Below are 17,183 nucleotides of genomic sequence, written 5' to 3'. Positions count from 1 at the left end.
GCGCGTCTAAACTGCACCTGTCGGAGAGGGGGCCGGTGTGGACGATGCGCGAACCGCGGTCGATGTCGATGAGGTCAGCGGTGTGGTCGCCTTCTATCAGCGGGCCGCGGACGTGGTCGGGACGGCGGCACGGGACCTGCATGCCCACGAGTTCGGCGACTGGGCGATCGGCCCGGATTACCACGACATGGGGGAGCGGTACCGCGACATGGGCAGGACGCTCGCGGACCGCCTGGCCGAGCAGGCCGACGCGGCCGACCGGCTCGCGTCAGCCCTTCACCATGCGATGACGTCACTGGTCCGGGCCGACGAGATCGCCGAGGCGTCGATCCGGCGTGCCGGATCCGAGCAGACGGGATCACCATGAGTCGGTCTCCGGATTCGCTTCCCGCGCTTCGCGATCACGCGGTCGCCGGCCTCGAGGATCTCGTCGACCTACTCACCCTCGGCGCCGCCCTCGGCATGACGATGGCATCGCCCGACGACGCCCGCCGACCCTTCCACCGCGTCGGGTCGTTCGACCCCGCGGGTTTGGCGGCCGACAGCAGGCGGTTGTCGGTGGCCTATCGAGCCGTGGCAGACCAGCTGCACCGGCTCCCCGAACAGCAGGTCCGGATCGGCCGGGGCTGGGTGGGCGATACCGGCTCCGGCGCGGTGTGCGCGGTGATCGAGCATCAGCGGCGTGCCGAGGCCGATCTGCACGTTCTGCGCACCCTGGCGGAGGCCACGGCTGCCGCATCCGCCGGCATCGACCAGCTGCTGCGCACCTGGTACCTGACCGTCGCCCGCCTCTCCGCGCCGCTGGTGGCCGGGATTCCGGTGACCGAGGTCCCGGCGGCGGTGGCCACCGGCCGGCTCCCACTGGGCGTGGTGGCCGAGGACATCTCATCCCGCGTCACGCTCTACTTCACCTCGGCAGACGCGACGGTTCGCGGAATCGACGCGATTCTCGATCACCTCAACCGCGCCACCGAGGACATGGACGTCCAGCCGTATCCCAGCCGCTCACGCGTGGCACCGTCGGTCCGAGCGCGGCCACCGGAATCCGCCGAGGTGGGCGCATCGGTGCATCCCGCGGATGAGGCCGGCTCATCCCAGGCCGCACCACCCCAGACCGCACCACCCCAGACCGCACCACGCGTTTCGCCGGGTCCTGCCGCCACACCGTCGATGCCGAGTTCCGACGCCCCGGATGTCGACACCTCCATCCCGGACGCCGACACGGATGTGCCGCTCCGGCTCCGACCGCCGTCGTCGTCGTCGAGCGACGCTCCTCCCGTGGACGTCGCACCGCGTCCGGAACCCCCGGCTCCCGCCGCGCCACCGATCGCAGAGGGCGCGACACGCCACGGCACCACGGTCCCGGAGCAGTCGGAGGCACCCGCATCCACCGGGGAACTCGCGCTGGCGGGCGAAGAATGATCACGTCAACCGAAGGCAATCGGAGCCCCGGGGGGAGACGATGAATCTCGCCGACCAGATCGAGGCGATCGCCCGGCGCGCCACCGCCCGGGTCGTCGCCGCGTCCAACGATTTCTCCACCGCACAACGGGGACTCGCCGCCGAGGTCGCCGAGCATCGGGCGTCGGTGGCCACACCCGATCAACGCATGCGCGACCAGTTGCGGCGTGATGCCGACGTCGCAGACTGCGCCACGCCGAGAATCCTGTTACCGGCCGACATGGCCGAGGCCAGCCCGCATACCCCGGTCCCGGACGACCCGGCGCCGGACGAATAGGCTGTCGTTGTGCCGGCAACCAAACCAGGTCAGTCCAGGTCCACCCCCAGTTCGGCTCAGCGCCGCCCGATGCCGTCGGGTTCGCCGAGCAAGCTGATGTCGGAGTTGGGGCGTCGCGGCCCGTACCGCGTGCTGCGTGGAGATCTCGGTATCGCCGGGATGCGTGGGCAGGTGTTCTCGCCGGAGTCCGGTACCAAACTGCCGGCGATCGCGGTCGGCCACACGTGGATGGCGGACAGCGAGAGCTACCGGGATCTCTTGTATCACTTCGCCTCCTGGGGTTTCGTGACGGTGGCCCCGGACGCGAACGGCGGATTCTTCGCTTCCGACGTGGGCCTCGCGGGTGACCTACGGGCAGCACTCGACATCGTCGCGCATGTGCCGCTCGGCCACGGGGCGGTGACCGTCGACCCGGCTCGGCTCGGCTTCATCGGACACGGCTTCGGCTCCGCGGCGGCAGTGATGGCCGCGGCCGACCAGCCCCTGCGGGGCCACGCCGCCCCGAACGTCGCCGGTGTGGTCGCGGTGTTTCCGGCCCCCACCACCTCGGCGTTGCTGCCGGCGGCCGCGTTGGTGCAGGCCCCCGGGCTGATCGTGGCAGGTGCAGGCGAGCTCGACACGATGGAATCCAATGCGCTGCCGCTGGCCCAGGCCTACGGCGGAGATGTGGTCTTGCGCACCGTGCCGCGGGGCAATCCGCGTGATCTCCTGGAACGTCGCACGGTCAAGTCGCTCGTGGGTATGAACGGGTCCGATCGTGCACTCCACGCCATCGTGCGGGCCGCATGTACGGGATACCTCCTGCACACGGTGGCCGGCGACAAGGACTACGCGGGCTTCGCGGACCCCTCGGCATCCGTGGGGAAGCTGAGCACCGTCGATCTGACCGATCCGCCGCCGCAGCCGGTCGACGCCGTGTCGCATCTCTTCGGCGCCAAGCCACGGAAGCGGCGACTCAGAAAGCGCTGATTTCACAGGTACGCTGACTCACTATGTGTGGAATCGTCGGATACGTCGGTCGGCGGGACGCGCTCGACATCGTGGTCGAGGCGCTGCGGCGGATGGAGTACCGCGGATACGACTCGGCCGGGGTCGCGATACTCGACGGCGCGGGTGGCACCGCGGTCGAGAAGAAGGCCGGGCGACTGGAGAATCTGGACAAGCAGATCGCGACCGTCGGGCCCGAGAACCTCAGCGGCACCACCGGGATGGGCCATACCCGGTGGGCGACGCACGGAAAACCGACCGATCGCAACGCCCACCCGCATGTGAGCACCGACGGGCGGCTCGCGGTGGTCCACAACGGGATCATCGAGAACTACGCCGCACTGCGCGCTGAGCTCGAGGCCGACGGCATCGAGTTCTCGTCGGAGACCGACACCGAGACCGCCGTGCACCTCGTGGAGACCTTGTACGTCGCCGGCCCCACCGCAGGCGATTTCGTGTCCAGTGCCTACGCGGCGCTGCGTCGTCTCGAGGGCGCGTTCACGCTGGTGTTCACCCACTCCGATCACCCCGACACCATCGTCGCCGCCCGCCGGTCGACGCCGCTGGTCGTCGGTGTCGGAGACGGGGAGATGTTCGTCAGTTCCGACGTCACCGCATTCATCGAACACACCCGTGACGCAGTCGAACTCGGTCAGGACGAGGTCGTGGTGATCACCGCCGACGACTACCGCATCACCGACTTCGACGGCGACCCGCGCGCCGGCAAGCCCTTTCACATCGACTGGGATCTCGCCGCCGCGGAGAAGAGCGGCTACGACTTCTTCATGCTGAAGGAGATCGCCGAGCAGCCCGCGGCCCTCGCCGACACCCTGCTCGGACATCTCGAGGGTGGCCGCATCATCCTCGACGAGCAGCGGCTCACCGACGACGACCTGCGCGATGTCGACAAGGTGTTCGTCGTGGCCTGCGGCACCGCCTATCACGCCGGCCTGCTCGCCAAGTACGCGATCGAGCACTGGACGCGCCTGCCGGTCGAGGTCGAGTTGGCCAGCGAGTTCCGGTACCGCGACCCCGTCCTGGACCGCTCCACCCTGGTGGTGGCGATCTCCCAGTCGGGTGAGACCGCCGACACCCTCGAAGCTGTCCGCCATGCGAAGGACCAGAAGGCCCGCGTGCTGGCGATCTGCAACACCAACGGTGCCCAGATCCCGCGTGAGTCGGACGCGGTTCTCTACACTCACGCCGGCCCGGAGATCGGCGTCGCATCCACCAAGTGCTTCCTGGCGCAGATCGTCGCCGCCTACCTGGTGGGCCTCGCCCTCGCGCAGGCACGAGGGACCAAGTACGCCGACGAGGTATCGCGGGAGTTCGCGGCGATGGAGGCCATGGCCGACGCGGTGACCGAGGTCCTCACGACGATGGAACCGGTCCAGCAACTCGCCCGCTCGATCGCCGACCACAACACGGTGTTGTTCATCGGCCGTCACGTCGGCTACCCGGTGGCCCTCGAAGGAGCGCTCAAGCTCAAGGAACTGGCGTACATGCACGCCGAGGGTTTCGCCGCCGGTGAGCTCAAGCACGGACCGATCGCGCTGATCGAGGACGGGCTGCCGGTGATCATCGTCATGCCGTCGGCAGACGGTCGGGCGCTGCTGCATTCCAAGATGGTCAGCAACATCCGGGAGATCCAGGCCCGGGGTGCGCGGACCATCGTGATCGCAGAGCACGACGACGCGTCCGCGGCGTCGGTCGCCGACCATTTCATCCCCATCCCCAAGACCCCGACCCTGTTGCAGCCGTTGGTGTCGACGGTGCCGCTGCAGGTGTTTGCCGCGACCGTTGCGCAAGCCCGCGGCTACGACGTCGACAAGCCGCGGAATCTGGCCAAGTCGGTCACCGTCGAATAGTCGGATCAGCGAGGAACGCGACTCGATGCCGATCCGCTACCTCACCGCCGACGCGGTCCGTGACGCCGAGCACGCCGCCGGCGACCTGCTCGCCAACGGCACGCTGATGCGCCGCGCCTCCCACGGCGTGGCGCAGGTGGTGATCGACGAACTGCGCCGCACAGGCGGCTGTTACGGGCGGCAGGTGGGCATTGTCGTCGGGGCCGGCGACAACGGTGGTGACGCGTTGTATGCGGGCGCCGCGCTGTCCCGTCGTGGCGTCGCCTGCACCGCAGTACTGCTCGCTCCCGACCGTGCACACCGTGCAGGTCTCGCCGCCTTCGGTCGGGCCGGTGGCCGGACTGTCGAGACGCTCGCGGGCGGCCTCGACGTGGTGATCGACGGTGTGGTCGGGATCGGCGGCCATGGACCGTTGCGGCCCGCCGCGGCCGAGGTTTTCGGGCAGCTCACCGCCCCGGCGGACGGCGGCCCGGTCGTCGTCGCCGTCGACATCCCGTCCGGTGTCGACGCCGACACCGGGCAGGTGCACGACCCGGCGGTGCGCGCCACGGTCACCGTCACGTTCGGGGCCCCGCGCAATGCCCATCTGTTGGCCGCGACGCAATGCGGGCGCACCGTCACGGTGGACATCGGGATCGACCCGACCGGGACGGACGGCGACACCCTGTCGTCGCTGACCGACGACGAGGTCGCCGCCCTGTGGCCGGTCCCGGCACCGGCCGACGACAAGTACAGCCAGGGTGTCGTCGGCGTGATCGCCGGTTCGGCCCGGTATCCGGGGGCCGCGATCCTGGCCACCGGCGCCGCGGTGTCGGCCACGTCGGGGATGACCCGCTATGTCGGCACCGCCGCCGACGACGTCGTCTCGCATTTCCCGGAGGTCGTCGCGGCCCGATCGCTCGCCGACGCCGGCCGGGTGCAGGCCTGGGCGGTGGGACCCGGGATCGGCACCGACGACGACGCGCTCGAGCTGCTCCGGGACATCCTGTCCACCGACCTGCCCGTCCTCGTCGACGCCGACGGACTCACGCTGGTCGCGCGCCACCCCGAGCTGGTCGACCGGCGTGCACCGACCCTGCTGACCCCGCATGCCGGCGAGTTCGCCCGGCTGACCGGCGATGAACTCGGACCGGACCGGCTCGCCGCGGTCCGGGACCTGGCGCGGCGATGGGGGGTGAGCGTCCTGCTCAAAGGCCGGATCACCCTGGTCGCCGATCCCGACGGTGCGGTGCTGGGCAACGACGCGGGCTCGTCGTGGGCGGCGACGGCGGGTGCGGGGGACGTGTTGTCCGGGATCGCCGGGTCACTGCTGGCCGCCGGCCTCACGCCGGCGCGGGCCGGGGCAGCGGCGGCACGGGTCCACGCGCACGCGGCCGAACTGGCCGCCCGCGACGCCCCGATCGGCGCGTCCGACCTCTTGGCGGCCGTCCGGCCGGCGATCCGCGCGTTGCGGCGCGGCCACCCGACATCCGCGACGCGTGTCCCGTGACCGCGATCACGGCCCCCGACACTTCGACGAACGCGCTGGTGAAAAGCAGTCGCGTCGGTCTGGGACAATGGTCGCGATGACTCCTGCAGCCCTCACCGCGACCATCGATCTCGATGCCATCGCCCACAACGTCGACGTCCTGCGCACTGCGTCGGGTGCCGACGTGCTCGCGGTGGTGAAGGCGGATGCCTACGGGCACGGTGCGCTGCCGGTGGCTCGGGCTGCGCTGGCCGCGGGTGCGGCCGAACTCGGCGTCGCCCACATCACCGAGGCGCTCACCCTGCGGCGCGGCGGGATCGACGCCCACCTCACCGCGTGGCTGCACACACCGGGGGCCGATTTCGACGCCGCCATCTCCCACGACATCGACATCGCGCTGTCCTCCCTCCGCCAACTCGACGCCGTGATCGCCGCGGCGAAACGTCGATCGCGCACCGCGACCGTGACCGTGAAGGTCGACACCGGCCTCAATCGAAGCGGGGTGGCGCCCGACGAGTGGTCGGACTTCGCCGAGTCGCTCGCCAAGGCACGTGCCGACGGCGCCGTGACGGTGCGCGCCATCATGTGCCACCTGGCTCGCGGCGACGAACCCGAGCATCCACTCAACTCCGAGCAGGCCGCCCGCCTCGACGAGGCAGCGGCCGACCTGCGCCGCCTGGGCGCCGGACCGGAGGTCATCCACATCGCCAATTCGCCTGCGGCGCTGACCCGCCCGGACCTCGCCCGCGACCTCGTCCGGCCCGGGATCGCGATGTACGGGCGCACCCCGGTTCCCGAGCGCGGCGACTTCGGCCTGATTCCGGCGATGGCACTGACCGCCCAGGTGGCGCTGGTCAAGAAACTGGCTGCCGGACAGGGTGTTTCGTACGGTCACACATTCGTGGCGCCGGCGGACACGACGATCGCGGTACTGCCCGCAGGGTACGCCGACGGTGTGCCGAGGCTGTTGTCCGGCCGGTTCCACGTCGCGATCGACGGCCGTCTGTTCCCGGGTGTCGGGCGAATCTGCATGGACCAGTTGGTGATCGACCTCGGCCCCGATGGTGCGGGAGTCACCGAAGGGGACACCGCCGAACTGTTCGGCACCGGGCGTTCCGGCGGCCCGACCGCCAAGGACTGGGCAGACACGATCGGCACCATCGATTACGAGATCGTGTCCGGCATCGGAGCTCGCGCCGTCCGACGTTATGTGGGGGGTGAACCGTGAGCAGATCCGAACGGTTCGGTTGGCTCGCCGGGGTCACCGGTGTCGGCGCGCTCGGTGCGGTGGCCGCGAGTGGCGTCGCCCGCAACGCCGCCCGGCGTCGGAGTTCCCGACCGGCCGATCCCTTCGCGGGAGTGGATTTCACGACGATCTACGACGACCCGGCGACCACGGTGACCGCCGACGACGGCGCATCGTTGGCCGTGCGCTGCGTCCGTACCGGCCCCGCGGGCACGGACGAGGGGATCGAGCCCGACCTGACCGTCGTGTTCGTGCACGGTTTCAGCCTGCGCATGGCGAGTTGGCATTTTCAGCGGTACGCGCTGGAGCAGTTGTGGGCCGACCGGTCCATCCGGATGGTGTTCTTCGATCACCGCGGCCATGGTCGCAGCGACCCGGCACCGTCGGACACCTGCACCATCAGCCAGCTCGCCGACGACACCGCGGCGGTGATCCGCGCGGTCGCACCCACCGGACCCGTTGTGTTGGTGGGTCATTCGATGGGTGGCATGGCCGTGATGGGGCTGGCCCGTCGCGACCCGGCACTCTTCGGGCCCGACGGCCGCGTCACAGGCGTCGCGCTGATCGGTACCGCGGCGCGGGGGATCACCGAGGCGGGACTCGGTGAGGGCCTGCACAATCCGCTCGTCGATGCGTTCCGGCTCTCGGTCCGGCGCATCCCGGCGTTGGTCCGTGCCGGCCGCGGCATCACCCGCCAGGCACTCGAACCCGTCCTCGTCGCAGCGAGTTTCGGCACCGACTTCTACAGTCCCAACGCCGGGCGGGCCGTGGAGAAGATGATCCAGAACACGCCGATCGAGACGCTGGTGGACTTCCTGCACACCCTCGAGGACCACGACGAGACGACGGCGCTGCCGATCATCGCCCAGGTCCCGTCGGTCGTCGTGTGCGGCAACCAGGATCGGCTGACGCCGCTGCCGAGATCGGTGCGGATGTACGCCGAACTGGGCGCCGACTCCCGCCTGGTCGTGGTGGACGGAGCAGGCCACATGGTCCCGATGGAACGCCCGGAGGAGGTCACGGCGGCGATCGCCGACCTGGTGGTCCGGGCCCGCGCGGCCGCCCCGCAACCGCACCGGCGGTGGTGGCGGAAGTTGGTGGCGCGGTGAGCGATTCGATACAGCCGAAGGCCGATTCGACACAGCCGACGACGGCCGGTGCCCGGACGCTGCCCGACGTGGGGGACACCGAGGCGCTCGGTCGGGAGCTGGCCACCCAGCTACAGGCCGGTGATCTGGTGATCCTCGACGGTCCGCTGGGGGCGGGGAAGACTGCGATGACCCGGGGGATCGCGGACGGCCTCGGCGTCGTCGGCCGGGTGTCGTCACCGACGTTCATCATCGCCCGCGAGCACCGCGCGGCAGCGCCGGGACGGCCCGGGATGATCCACGTCGACGCCTATCGTCTGGGGGGTCTCGACGAACTCGACGCCCTCGACCTCGACACCGACCTGGCCGATTCCGTCGTCGTGGTCGAGTGGGGCGAAGGAGTGGCCGAACACCTGGCCGAGCGCCACCTGCGTGTGCGCCTGACCCGGGCACCGGAGTCCGAGGTCCGTAGCGCCGAATGGGAATGGGTGGAACGCTGATGTACGTACTGGCGATCGACACATCCACCGACGCCGTGGTCACCGGTGTCGCACGGTTGCCCGCCGACGGTGCGCCCGAGGTCCTGGGCGACCGCGCGGTGTCCGACGGCCGCCGCCATGCCGAGGTCCTCACCAGCCTCATCGGTGAATCCCTCGAACAGGCCTCGGTCGGCCGCGGCGAACTCGAAGCGGTCGTGGTGGGGTGCGGTCCCGGGCCCTTCACCGGGCTGCGCGTCGGGATGGCCACCGGCGCGGCCTTCGGTGACGCCCTCGGGCTGCCCGTGTACGGCGTCTGCTCGTTGGACGCCATCGCCGCCGACGAGTGGTCGGCGCGCGAACCCGCGTCGATACTGGTCGTGACCGACGCGCGTCGACGCGAGATCTACTGGGCCACCTACGAACAGGGTCGCCGATCACATGGGCCGGCAGTGGGCGCTCCGGCGGACGTGGCCGCCGAACTGGCAGACGCCTCGATCGACGTCGTCGTCGGTTCGCCCGCGCACACCGGCCTGTTCGGACGTGCGATCGGTTCGGCCGGGGTACCGACGGTGGCCGGACTCGTCTCCGTGGCCGCGGGTGATATCCGAAATCGGGCGCAGCCGGAACCGTTGGTCCCGCTGTACCTGCGTCGACCCGACGCGGTCGAACGGGCGCCGCGTCGACCTGCGCAACCCGCGGAGGTGAGCCGGTGACGACGTCTGAACTGATCATCGATGCCCTCGGCCCCGCCGACATCCCACGCTGTGCCGCGTTGGAGATCGTCATGTTCGCCGACGACTCACCCTGGCCGGTTGCGGCCTTCCGCGCCGAACTCAACGCGCCGTACAACAGGTATTTCGCGGCACGAGAGGCCCCTGGCGGGCCGGTCGTCGGCTATGCGGGAATCTCCACGCTGGGATCGCCCGACGACCTCGAGTGCGAGGTGCACACCATCGCCGTCGCCCCGACCCATCGCGGTCGGGGATACGGGCGCGCGTTGCTGGCCGCGATGCTGGCGGTCGCCGACGATTGCGGCGCCCCGGTCTATCTCGAGGTCCGCACCGACAACGACACGGCGATCGAACTGTACGAGCGCCACGGGTTCGTCCGATCCGGAGTCCGCCGCAACTACTATCAGCCGTCCGGCGCGGACGCTTACACGATGATCCGTCCCGCCGCGTCGCCGCAGTCACCCGGGGGCGGCCCATGATCGTGATGGGAATCGAGAGTTCGTGCGACGAAACCGGAGTGGGCATCGTCCGATGGGAGCCCGACGGCATCGGCGACGGTGGCCGGGGCACCGCCACCCTGCTGGCCGACGAGGTGGCCTCCAGCGTCGACGAGCATGCCCGGTTCGGGGGCGTGGTCCCCGAGATCGCCTCGCGCGCACACCTCGAGGCGATCGTGCCGACCATGCAACGGGCGCGGGCGGCCGCCGACATCGACCGCCCGGACGCCATCGCGGTCACGATCGGTCCCGGACTCGCCGGGGCTCTGCTGGTTGGCGTGGCGGCGGCGAAGGCATACGCACTCGCGTGGGACGTGCCGCTGTTCGCGATGAATCACCTCGGCGGACATGTCGCCGTGGACACGCTCGAGCACGGGCCGATGCCGGAGTGCGTCGCCCTGCTCGTGTCCGGAGGGCACACCCATCTCCTGCACGTGACCGATTTGGCACGGCCGATCACCGAACTCGGCACCACGGTCGACGACGCCGCAGGCGAGGCCTTCGACAAGGTCGCCCGTCTGCTCGACCTCGGCTTTCCGGGCGGCCCCGCCCTGGATCGGGCCGCCGCCGCCGGAGATCCGGGTGCCATCGCGTTCCCGCGCGGTATGACCGGCCCGCGCGACGCCCGATACGACTTCTCGTTCAGCGGACTCAAAACCGCCGTCGCCCGGCATGTCGAGAAATGTGAGCGGTCGGGGACCCCGGTGTCGATCCCGGATGTCGCCGCCTCGTTCCAGGAAGCCGTTGCTGACGTGCTCACCATGAAGGCGATCCGCGCGTGTACCGATCTCGATGTCGACACGCTGGTGCTCGGCGGCGGGGCGACCGCCAATTCCCGGATCCGGTCGATGGCGCAGGAGCGCTGCGCTGCCGCGGGAGTCACCCTGCGGGTGCCCCGGCCGCGGCTGTGCACCGACAACGGCGTGATGATCGCGACGCTCGGTGCCCATGTGATCGGCGGGGGAGCCGAGCCGTCACCGCTGACCGTCGCCACCGACCCCGGGATGTCGGTGCAGGTCAGCCAGCTCTGAGCGAGGCCGGCTCCGCTGTCGGAGAATTTCGCAGCCTCCGCCCTTGAGTGCTGGCACTCTCGTGTATAGAGTGCTAGTGGCACTGTGATGAAGCCTCGTACACCCGCGACGGCGGGGTTTCGGCCCAGGGCCAATGAACGTGCAATTCGATTCATCGTTCAACAACTCAGTACGAAAGTTGAGGAACCACATCGTGGCGAGCGTGAACATCAAGCCGCTTGAGGACAAGATCCTGGTGCAGGCCGTGGAGGCAGAGACGACCACCGCGTCCGGTCTGGTCATCCCGGACACCGCCAAGGAGAAGCCCCAGGAGGGCACCGTCATCGCAGTTGGCGAGGGCCGGGTCACCGAGCAGGGCAACCGCGTCCCCGTCGACGTCAAGGAAGGTGACACCGTCATCTACAGCAAGTACGGCGGCACCGAGATCAAGTACGCCGGTGAGGAGTACCTGATCCTGTCGGCACGCGACGTGCTGGCCGTCATCGGCAAGTAAGACCCACGAACTCTTCCGTGTGTCTGCCGCCCCGGTGCCCTCGTCGGGCGCCGGGGCGGTGCCATTTCTCCCGAACTCCGGACCGAGAAAGAGATCATGCCCAAACAGATTGAATTCGACGATGTAGCGCGCCGCGCCCTCGAGCGCGGCATCAACCAACTGGCCGACACGGTCAAGGTCACCCTGGGGCCGCGTGGCCGTCATGTCGTGCTGGCCAAGGCCTTCGGCGGACCGAACGTCACCAACGACGGCGTCACCATCGCTCGCGACGTCGACCTCGAGGACCCCTTCGAGAACCTCGGCGCCCAGCTCGTCAAGTCCGTCGCCACCAAGACCAACGACGTCGCCGGAGACGGCACCACCACCGCCACCGTGCTGGCGCAGGCGATGGTGTCGGCAGGCCTGCGCAACGTGGCCGCCGGCGTCAACCCCATCGCGCTCGGTGCCGGCATCGGCAAGGCCGCCGATGCGATCGACGCCGAACTGCTGCGGATGGCCACCCCCGTCGACGGCGAGAAGGCCATCGGACAGGTCGCCACCGTCTCGTCGCGCGACGAAGAGGTCGGCGAGATGGTCGCCAAGGCGATGTCCCGCGTCGGTGCCGACGGTGTCGTCACCGTCGAAGAGGGTTCCGGACTGTCCACCGACCTCGACGTCACCGAGGGCGTCCAGTTCGACAAGGGCTACCTGTCCCCGTATTTCGTGACCGATCCCGACAGCCAGGAAGCGGTCCTCGAAGACGCCCTGGTGCTGCTCTACCGCGACAAGATCAGTTCGCTGCCCGATTTCCTGCCGCTGCTGGAGAAGGTCGCGGGCGAGGGCAAGTCGCTGCTGATCATCGCCGAGGACGTCGAGGGCGAGCCGCTGTCGACGCTGGTGGTCAACTCCATCCGCAAGACGATCAAGGCCGTCGCGGTCAAGGCGCCGTTCTTCGGTGATCGTCGCAAGGCGTTCCTGGAGGATCTGGCCGTCGTCACCGGCGGCACGGTGATCTCCTCCGACATCGGCCTGACCTTGTCCGAGGCGGGCCTCGACCTGCTCGGCACGGTCCGCCGCGTGGTCGTCACCAAGGACACCACGACGCTGGTCGAGGGTGCCGGAACCTCCGACGACATCGCCAAGCGCGCCGAACAGCTCCGCCGTGAGATCGAGCAGAGCGACTCCGACTGGGATCGTGAGAAGCTCGCCGAGCGGCTGGCGAAGCTGGCCGGCGGTGTCGCGGTGATCCGTGTCGGTGCCGCCACCGAAACGGCTCTCAAGGAGCGCAAGCATCGTGTCGAGGACGCGGTGGCCGCGGCGAAGGCAGCCGTCGAGGAGGGCATCATCGCCGGCGGTGGTACCGCGATCGTCCAGGCGACGAAGGTGCTCGACGAGCTCGCCGCCGGTCTGCCCGACGACGAGGCACTCGGCGTCCGCGTCGTGCGCGACGCCGCCCGTGCCCCGCTGTTCTGGATCGCGTCCAACGCGGGCGTCGACGGCTCGGTCGTGGCGAGCCGGGTTGCCGACTTCGAGCCGGGCCACGGTTTCAACGCCGCGACCCTCGAATACGGCGACCTGCTCGCCGACGGGATCATCGACCCCGTCAAGGTGACCCGCTCCGCGGTCCTGAACGCCGCCTCGGTGGCGCGCATGGTGCTCACCACCGAGACCGCCATCACCGACCGCCCCGACGAGGGCGCCGACGCGCATGGCGGTCACGGGCACGCGCACTGAGCCGCGCACCCGGCCCACCCGGTCCCTGAGGAGCGAGGGCGGCCTGCGCCCGGTCCCTGAGGAGCGAGGCGCTAGCCGAGCGTCACGAAGGGCCGGGCCCGAGAACCCCAATGGGGGCGTCGATCCGATGGATCGACGCCCCCATTGGCGTTCAGAGACCGGCGACGTGACGACGTCAGCTGGCGATGCGGCGTCCGACGCCGCGCTTCATCAGCATGCTGCGCTCCGACTCGGAGAGCCCGCCCCAGATGCCGTACGGCTCGGCGACCGCCAGCGCGTGCTCGCGGCACTGTGCGATGACCGGGCACTGATGGCACATTTCCTTGGCGCGGCGTTCGCGCTGTGCCCGGGCACGTCCCCGCTCGCCGTCCGGGTGGAAGAACATGGACGAGTCCACGCCGCGGCAAAGGCCCTGCATTTGCCAGTCCCAGATATCGGCATTCGGACCAGGGAGATGATTCGGCTGAGGCATGACAGCGACTCCTTGTCTGCGTGGGTGGCACTCGTTTTCAGCGGCGCAAGCACACAGTAGGCAAGCAGGAGAAATGCAGTCAATCCCGCCAAATCAAGGGTCAACGATGGTGAAACTTCCAGAAATGTTAACGCTGCGTTGACTGCCCGGTGGGGAGTAGCACATCGACTCGGTGTGGGTCATCCACCCCTCCCTTGCGTGTGTCTCACCTAGGTTGAACTGCACATTTCCTTGGCGCACGGCGGATTTCGCGGACCGATCGGGTGAGTGACAGCAAGGTGACGGGAGGGCGCGCAAGTAACATCCACGAAACTCGGTGCTTATTCATGTGTGACCTCCGGTCCGGATTAATGTTTGTGACCGCAGGTTAAATTCATGCTAACTGGAACAGGTTACAGTCGATTTCGAGAATTGCGGAATGTCGAAAAACAGGGTGTGAAATGGGCGAATGCGACTTCGGGTACCAGGGGTGGCGAGACGCGGTCGAGCAGGGAGGTATGGGTCACACTGCGGCTGCATTCGCCATTCTGGAGTCCGTCGTCCGGTCCGCGCGGCCGGCCGGCGACACCGCTCTCGAGTCGCTGGCACTGTCCACCCGCGCCTCACTGCTGCGTCAGGCGGGTCGTCACGTCGAGGCCGCAGGTTTCGACGGCCGCGCCCTCGCCGTGGTCGGGTGCACACATCCGGGGCGGACTGCCGAGCATCGTGCGGCGATCCTCGACGGGCTCGTCGGCCTTGCCGCCGACCACCTCGGCCAACTGCACCTCGGTGCCACGGGGCGTCTGCTCGGTCGGGCGCGCGAACTCGCAGACGACGACCCCGGGTGGTTGGCGGGGCGGCGTCCGCGGCTCCGGATCGAGTGGGTGACGGCGGAACTCGCGATGTACTCCGGTGACGGGCCGGGCGCTGTGACCCACGCCGACGCCGCGCTGGCGTTGTGTCGCGCCACCGACACCCCCGTTCGTCACGTGGTGAAGACGACGCTCATATCTGCAGCTGCCGCCGCGTCTGCCGGAGATGTCCGCACCGCGGTGGAGCGCGCCGTCGAGGTGACCGAACGTGCCCGGGCGGAAGGACTCCTGCCACTGGAGTGGGCCGCGCTGGCGCTCCGGCAGGGCCTCGACCCGGCGGACGCGGAGGTCGGGGCCGGGCTGTCGGAGGCGCGAGCGCAACTCGTCCGGCACGGGGTGCCTTTCGTCGGCGACGCGACCGGCGGTGGGTGACCCGACCGGGCGAGGCAATCGCTAAGGTGACGTGGGTACGAGAGCGCCAAGCAACACCACCACACATGTAACACGGGGATCTCAACTGACGATGAAACTGACGGGTGTTGAGCTGGACGAGGCCGTCCGCGCCGCAGGGCAGGGCGATCGTGCCGCGCTCACGTCAGTTCTCGAAAGTGTGCAGGACCCGATCCTGCGCTACTGCCGAGGGCGAATTGGAGTCGGAGAACGCCATCTGTTCTCCGCCGACGATATCGCGCAGGAGGCGTTGATGGCGGTGATGACAGCACTGCCCAGGTACCAGGACCAGGGCAGGCCGTTCATGGCCTTTGTGTACGGCATCGCTTCACACAAGGTCGCCGACGCCATGCGGGTCGCCGGCCGGGTCAAGTCCGACCCGGTGGAGACGCTGCCGGAAACGGTGTCGTTCACCGGTGGACCCGAGCAGATGGCCCTCAACTCCGACGCCAGCCGACGCATGCGGGCGCTCCTGGGGATACTGCCGGAAAAGCAGCGGGAGGTGCTCGTCCTGCGGCTGGTGGTGGGGCTTTCGGCCGAGGAGACGGCCGACGCCATCGACAGCACGCCGGGAGCGGTCCGGGTGGCCCAACATCGGGCCCTGGCGAAGTTGAAGAACGAACTGAGGAAGGCAGGTGAGGTCGATGAACGACGAGCGTGATCCTGCCGACCCCGGGCAGAAGGGGGGTGCGGAGATGAACGAACCGATCGACATGACGTCGGTTCACCTCGACGACCAGTTCATCGAGGCACTCTCGCACGACCGGCCCGTGGCGACCCGCGACGACGCCGAGTACCAGTTGGCGGAACTGTTGTCCGGGTGGCGACATGACGTGATGGCCGAGCCGCTGCCGGTGCTGCCGACGGTGGACGAGGTCGAGTCCGCGATCGCGGCCGGCGAGCGCGCCGAACGCGGGCGCGGCGTCGTCCGTCATCTGCGGGTGGCCTCCGGTGTGGCAGCCGTGGTGGTGATCGCCTGCGCCGGACTCACCGTCCTGGCCGAGGGTTCATCCCCCGGTGACCCCCTGTGGGGCGTCAAGAAGGTGGTGTTCGCCGAGGCCGCCAGCGAGACCCAGGCCGCGATGGACGTCCAGTCCGACCTGGAGCGGGCAGAGGCGGCCATGGCCGCCGGTGACGCCGACGAGGCAGCCGAACTGATCGCAAAGGCCGAGAAGCAGATGGGTCCGCTTCGTGATGCCGAGACCCGTGATCGTATGAACGAGTGGATGAAGCGGCTGAAGGCCGACACCGATTCCGCGAAGTCCGCGTCGTCGTCGGCATCTGTCGTGGCGCCGGGAGTGACCTCGGCACCCGGGGAGCCCACCGGTCCCACGGCACCGCCCAACGACCTACGCCGACAGGGTGACCCGAGCAGTTCGGTGACCGTGACCGTGCCCACCCCGGGCAATCCGCCGCCGGCCACGTCGGGACCGGATAGCCCGACGGGTGAACCGTCGACGACGCCGCCGGAGGAGCCGGCCCCGGTTCCCACGACGACTCCGACCCCCACGTCGTCGCCGGCCGAGCCGCCCGGTCAGTCGCCGCCGCCGGTCACGACCACCACAACCACACCGTTCTTCCTCTGGTGAGGTCGCGCCCGCCCGTCGGCGGGTGATCGGTGTCAGCCGGTGATGGACATCAGCTGATGATGCTCAGCGATCGTCGTCCATGTGGGCCCGGGCATCCGCGTAACCGCGGCAGTAGTCCCAGGTCACATAGGCGTCCGGGCGCGGGTCGACAGCCGGTTCGTGCGGACGGACGGTGCCGTCGATGAGCAACTGCAGCAGGTTGGCGCGCAGCATGTCCCAGTCGTGATAGTGATCCTCGTGGCAGTCCTCGCACACCACGACCAGGCCGCGGACCCCGCGGTGGGCCAAAAGCGCCTCGTACACGGCAAGATCGGCGAGATCCTCTTCGACCGCGACCCGCTCGTTCTCGTCGAGCGGGATGCCCGGTTCCACCGAGTCGAGTGCCGACGCCGGGTCGCTGGGGTCGTCGGCGAACGGATCGGGCGGCAGGCCGGGGGGTAGGTGGTCACGCACACCACCACGGTAACCGATCAACCGGCCCCGATGGAGTGAGGACTCCACAGGCCTGTTCGTCCGGATGAATGGGTCGGATGAACGGGTTC

General features: G+C 69.4%; 19 protein-coding genes. 17 read left to right on the top strand and 2 right to left on the bottom strand.

Going from position 1 to position 17,183, the window contains the following annotated elements:
• Window positions 1-37: 37 nt before the first annotated feature.
• The 14 genes from VZC37_RS01040 (at window position 38) to groL (ending at window position 13,339) form a co-directional block, all read left to right on the top strand.
• Complete coding sequence (locus VZC37_RS01040; protein WP_330430565.1) at window positions 38-367, top strand: hypothetical protein; 330 nt, start codon at window positions 38-40, stop codon at window positions 365-367.
• Window positions 364-1,422: a hypothetical protein gene (locus tag VZC37_RS01035; RefSeq protein WP_330430564.1), complete on the top strand. Its 1,059-nt coding sequence runs from the start codon at window positions 364-366 to the stop codon at window positions 1,420-1,422. The genes VZC37_RS01040 and VZC37_RS01035 overlap by 4 nt, the downstream gene beginning before the upstream one ends.
• 40 nt (window positions 1,423-1,462) lie before the next feature.
• The gene (locus tag VZC37_RS01030; protein ID WP_330430562.1) at window positions 1,463-1,738 is read left to right on the top strand and encodes a hypothetical protein; all 276 of its coding nucleotides are present in this window, start codon (window positions 1,463-1,465) and stop codon (window positions 1,736-1,738) included.
• Window positions 1,739-1,807: 69 nt separating this feature from the next.
• Complete coding sequence (locus VZC37_RS01025) at window positions 1,808-2,707, top strand: dienelactone hydrolase family protein (protein WP_330430561.1); 900 nt, start codon at window positions 1,808-1,810, stop codon at window positions 2,705-2,707.
• A 23-nt stretch (window positions 2,708-2,730) separates the two neighbouring features.
• On the top strand, window positions 2,731-4,593 hold the full coding sequence (glmS, locus tag VZC37_RS01020) for a glutamine--fructose-6-phosphate transaminase (isomerizing) (RefSeq protein ID WP_330430560.1): 1,863 nt from the start codon (window positions 2,731-2,733) through the stop codon (window positions 4,591-4,593).
• A 25-nt stretch (window positions 4,594-4,618) separates the two neighbouring features.
• A complete protein-coding gene (locus VZC37_RS01015; protein ID WP_330430559.1) occupies window positions 4,619-6,082 on the top strand; it encodes an NAD(P)H-hydrate dehydratase in 1,464 nt (487 codons plus the stop codon).
• Between the two features lie 76 nt (window positions 6,083-6,158).
• Complete coding sequence (gene alr, locus VZC37_RS01010; protein ID WP_330430558.1) at window positions 6,159-7,289, top strand: alanine racemase; 1,131 nt, start codon at window positions 6,159-6,161, stop codon at window positions 7,287-7,289.
• Window positions 7,286-8,416 (top strand): alpha/beta fold hydrolase, encoded by a 1,131-nt coding sequence (locus VZC37_RS01005; protein ID WP_330430557.1) that lies wholly within the window; start codon window positions 7,286-7,288, stop codon window positions 8,414-8,416. Before alr ends, VZC37_RS01005 begins: the two co-directional genes overlap by 4 nt.
• Window positions 8,413-8,895: a tRNA (adenosine(37)-N6)-threonylcarbamoyltransferase complex ATPase subunit type 1 TsaE gene (gene tsaE, locus VZC37_RS01000; RefSeq protein ID WP_330430556.1), complete on the top strand. Its 483-nt coding sequence runs from the start codon at window positions 8,413-8,415 to the stop codon at window positions 8,893-8,895. Before VZC37_RS01005 ends, tsaE begins: the two co-directional genes overlap by 4 nt.
• Complete coding sequence (tsaB, locus tag VZC37_RS00995) at window positions 8,874-9,587, top strand: tRNA (adenosine(37)-N6)-threonylcarbamoyltransferase complex dimerization subunit type 1 TsaB (RefSeq protein WP_330430555.1); 714 nt, start codon at window positions 8,874-8,876, stop codon at window positions 9,585-9,587. The genes tsaE and tsaB overlap by 22 nt, the downstream gene beginning before the upstream one ends.
• On the top strand, window positions 9,584-10,084 hold the full coding sequence (rimI, locus tag VZC37_RS00990) for a ribosomal protein S18-alanine N-acetyltransferase (protein WP_330430554.1): 501 nt from the start codon (window positions 9,584-9,586) through the stop codon (window positions 10,082-10,084). Before tsaB ends, rimI begins: the two co-directional genes overlap by 4 nt.
• Entirely contained in the window at window positions 10,081-11,133 is a 1,053-nt protein-coding gene (tsaD, locus tag VZC37_RS00985; protein WP_330430553.1) for a tRNA (adenosine(37)-N6)-threonylcarbamoyltransferase complex transferase subunit TsaD, read from the top strand. The genes rimI and tsaD overlap by 4 nt, the downstream gene beginning before the upstream one ends.
• Before the next feature lie 193 nt (window positions 11,134-11,326).
• Complete coding sequence (gene groES, locus VZC37_RS00980) at window positions 11,327-11,626, top strand: co-chaperone GroES (RefSeq protein ID WP_006334733.1); 300 nt, start codon at window positions 11,327-11,329, stop codon at window positions 11,624-11,626.
• A gap of 96 nt (window positions 11,627-11,722) precedes the next feature.
• Window positions 11,723-13,339, top strand: a complete 1,617-nt coding sequence (gene groL, locus VZC37_RS00975) for a chaperonin GroEL (protein ID WP_330430551.1) — start codon at window positions 11,723-11,725, stop codon at window positions 13,337-13,339.
• 175 nt (window positions 13,340-13,514) lie between these two features.
• Here groL and VZC37_RS00970 read toward each other — a convergent pair whose 3' ends face one another.
• Window positions 13,515-13,811 carry a WhiB family transcriptional regulator gene (locus VZC37_RS00970; protein ID WP_129911804.1) on the bottom strand — a complete coding sequence of 99 codons (297 nt, stop codon included), beginning with the start codon at window positions 13,809-13,811 and terminating at the stop codon, window positions 13,515-13,517.
• A gap of 497 nt (window positions 13,812-14,308) precedes the next feature.
• Between VZC37_RS00970 and VZC37_RS00965 the strand changes: the two genes are divergently transcribed.
• The 3 genes from VZC37_RS00965 to VZC37_RS00955 all read left to right on the top strand — a co-directional run bounded on the left by VZC37_RS00965 (window position 14,309) and on the right by VZC37_RS00955 (window position 16,641).
• Entirely contained in the window at window positions 14,309-15,034 is a 726-nt protein-coding gene (locus VZC37_RS00965) for a hypothetical protein (protein ID WP_330430550.1), read from the top strand.
• Window positions 15,035-15,125: 91 nt separating this feature from the next.
• Entirely contained in the window at window positions 15,126-15,713 is a 588-nt protein-coding gene (gene shbA, locus VZC37_RS00960) for an RNA polymerase sigma factor ShbA (RefSeq protein ID WP_330430549.1), read from the top strand.
• Window positions 15,697-16,641 carry an anti-sigma-D factor RsdA gene (locus VZC37_RS00955; RefSeq protein WP_330430548.1) on the top strand — a complete coding sequence of 315 codons (945 nt, stop codon included), beginning with the start codon at window positions 15,697-15,699 and terminating at the stop codon, window positions 16,639-16,641. Before shbA ends, VZC37_RS00955 begins: the two co-directional genes overlap by 17 nt.
• Before the next feature lie 63 nt (window positions 16,642-16,704).
• On the opposite strand, the gene VZC37_RS00950 is transcribed toward VZC37_RS00955, so the two are convergent.
• The gene (locus VZC37_RS00950) at window positions 16,705-17,094 is read right to left on the bottom strand and encodes a DUF5319 domain-containing protein (protein ID WP_330430546.1); all 390 of its coding nucleotides are present in this window, start codon (window positions 17,092-17,094) and stop codon (window positions 16,705-16,707) included.
• Between the last annotated feature and the right edge of the window lie 89 nt (window positions 17,095-17,183).

The sequence above is a fragment of the Gordonia sesuvii genome (assembly GCF_036350415.1).
GTDB classification, from domain to species: Bacteria; Actinomycetota; Actinomycetes; order Mycobacteriales; family Mycobacteriaceae; genus Gordonia; species Gordonia sesuvii.
The sequence above is the reverse complement of the archived record's forward strand: the minus strand, read 5'-3'. Positions and strand labels throughout refer to the sequence as shown.

Coding starts and splice junctions, on each gene's coding strand:
- alr (WP_330430558.1), top strand. CDS start 6,159: ATGACTCCTGCAGCCCTCACCGCGACCATCGATCTCGATGCCATCGCC.
- VZC37_RS01025 (WP_330430561.1), top strand. CDS start 1,808: ATGCCGTCGGGTTCGCCGAGCAAGCTGATGTCGGAGTTGGGGCGTCGC.
- VZC37_RS00965 (WP_330430550.1), top strand. CDS start 14,309: ATGGGTCACACTGCGGCTGCATTCGCCATTCTGGAGTCCGTCGTCCGG.
- groL (WP_330430551.1), top strand. CDS start 11,723: ATGCCCAAACAGATTGAATTCGACGATGTAGCGCGCCGCGCCCTCGAG.
- VZC37_RS00955 (WP_330430548.1), top strand. CDS start 15,697: ATGAACGACGAGCGTGATCCTGCCGACCCCGGGCAGAAGGGGGGTGCG.
- glmS (WP_330430560.1), top strand. CDS start 2,731: ATGTGTGGAATCGTCGGATACGTCGGTCGGCGGGACGCGCTCGACATC.
- shbA (WP_330430549.1), top strand. CDS start 15,126: ATGAAACTGACGGGTGTTGAGCTGGACGAGGCCGTCCGCGCCGCAGGG.
- VZC37_RS01030 (WP_330430562.1), top strand. CDS start 1,463: ATGAATCTCGCCGACCAGATCGAGGCGATCGCCCGGCGCGCCACCGCC.
- VZC37_RS01015 (WP_330430559.1), top strand. CDS start 4,619: ATGCCGATCCGCTACCTCACCGCCGACGCGGTCCGTGACGCCGAGCAC.
- VZC37_RS00970 (WP_129911804.1), bottom strand. CDS start 13,811: ATGCCTCAGCCGAATCATCTCCCTGGTCCGAATGCCGATATCTGGGAC.
- VZC37_RS01035 (WP_330430564.1), top strand. CDS start 364: ATGAGTCGGTCTCCGGATTCGCTTCCCGCGCTTCGCGATCACGCGGTC.
- tsaD (WP_330430553.1), top strand. CDS start 10,081: ATGATCGTGATGGGAATCGAGAGTTCGTGCGACGAAACCGGAGTGGGC.
- tsaB (WP_330430555.1), top strand. CDS start 8,874: ATGGGAATGGGTGGAACGCTGATGTACGTACTGGCGATCGACACATCC.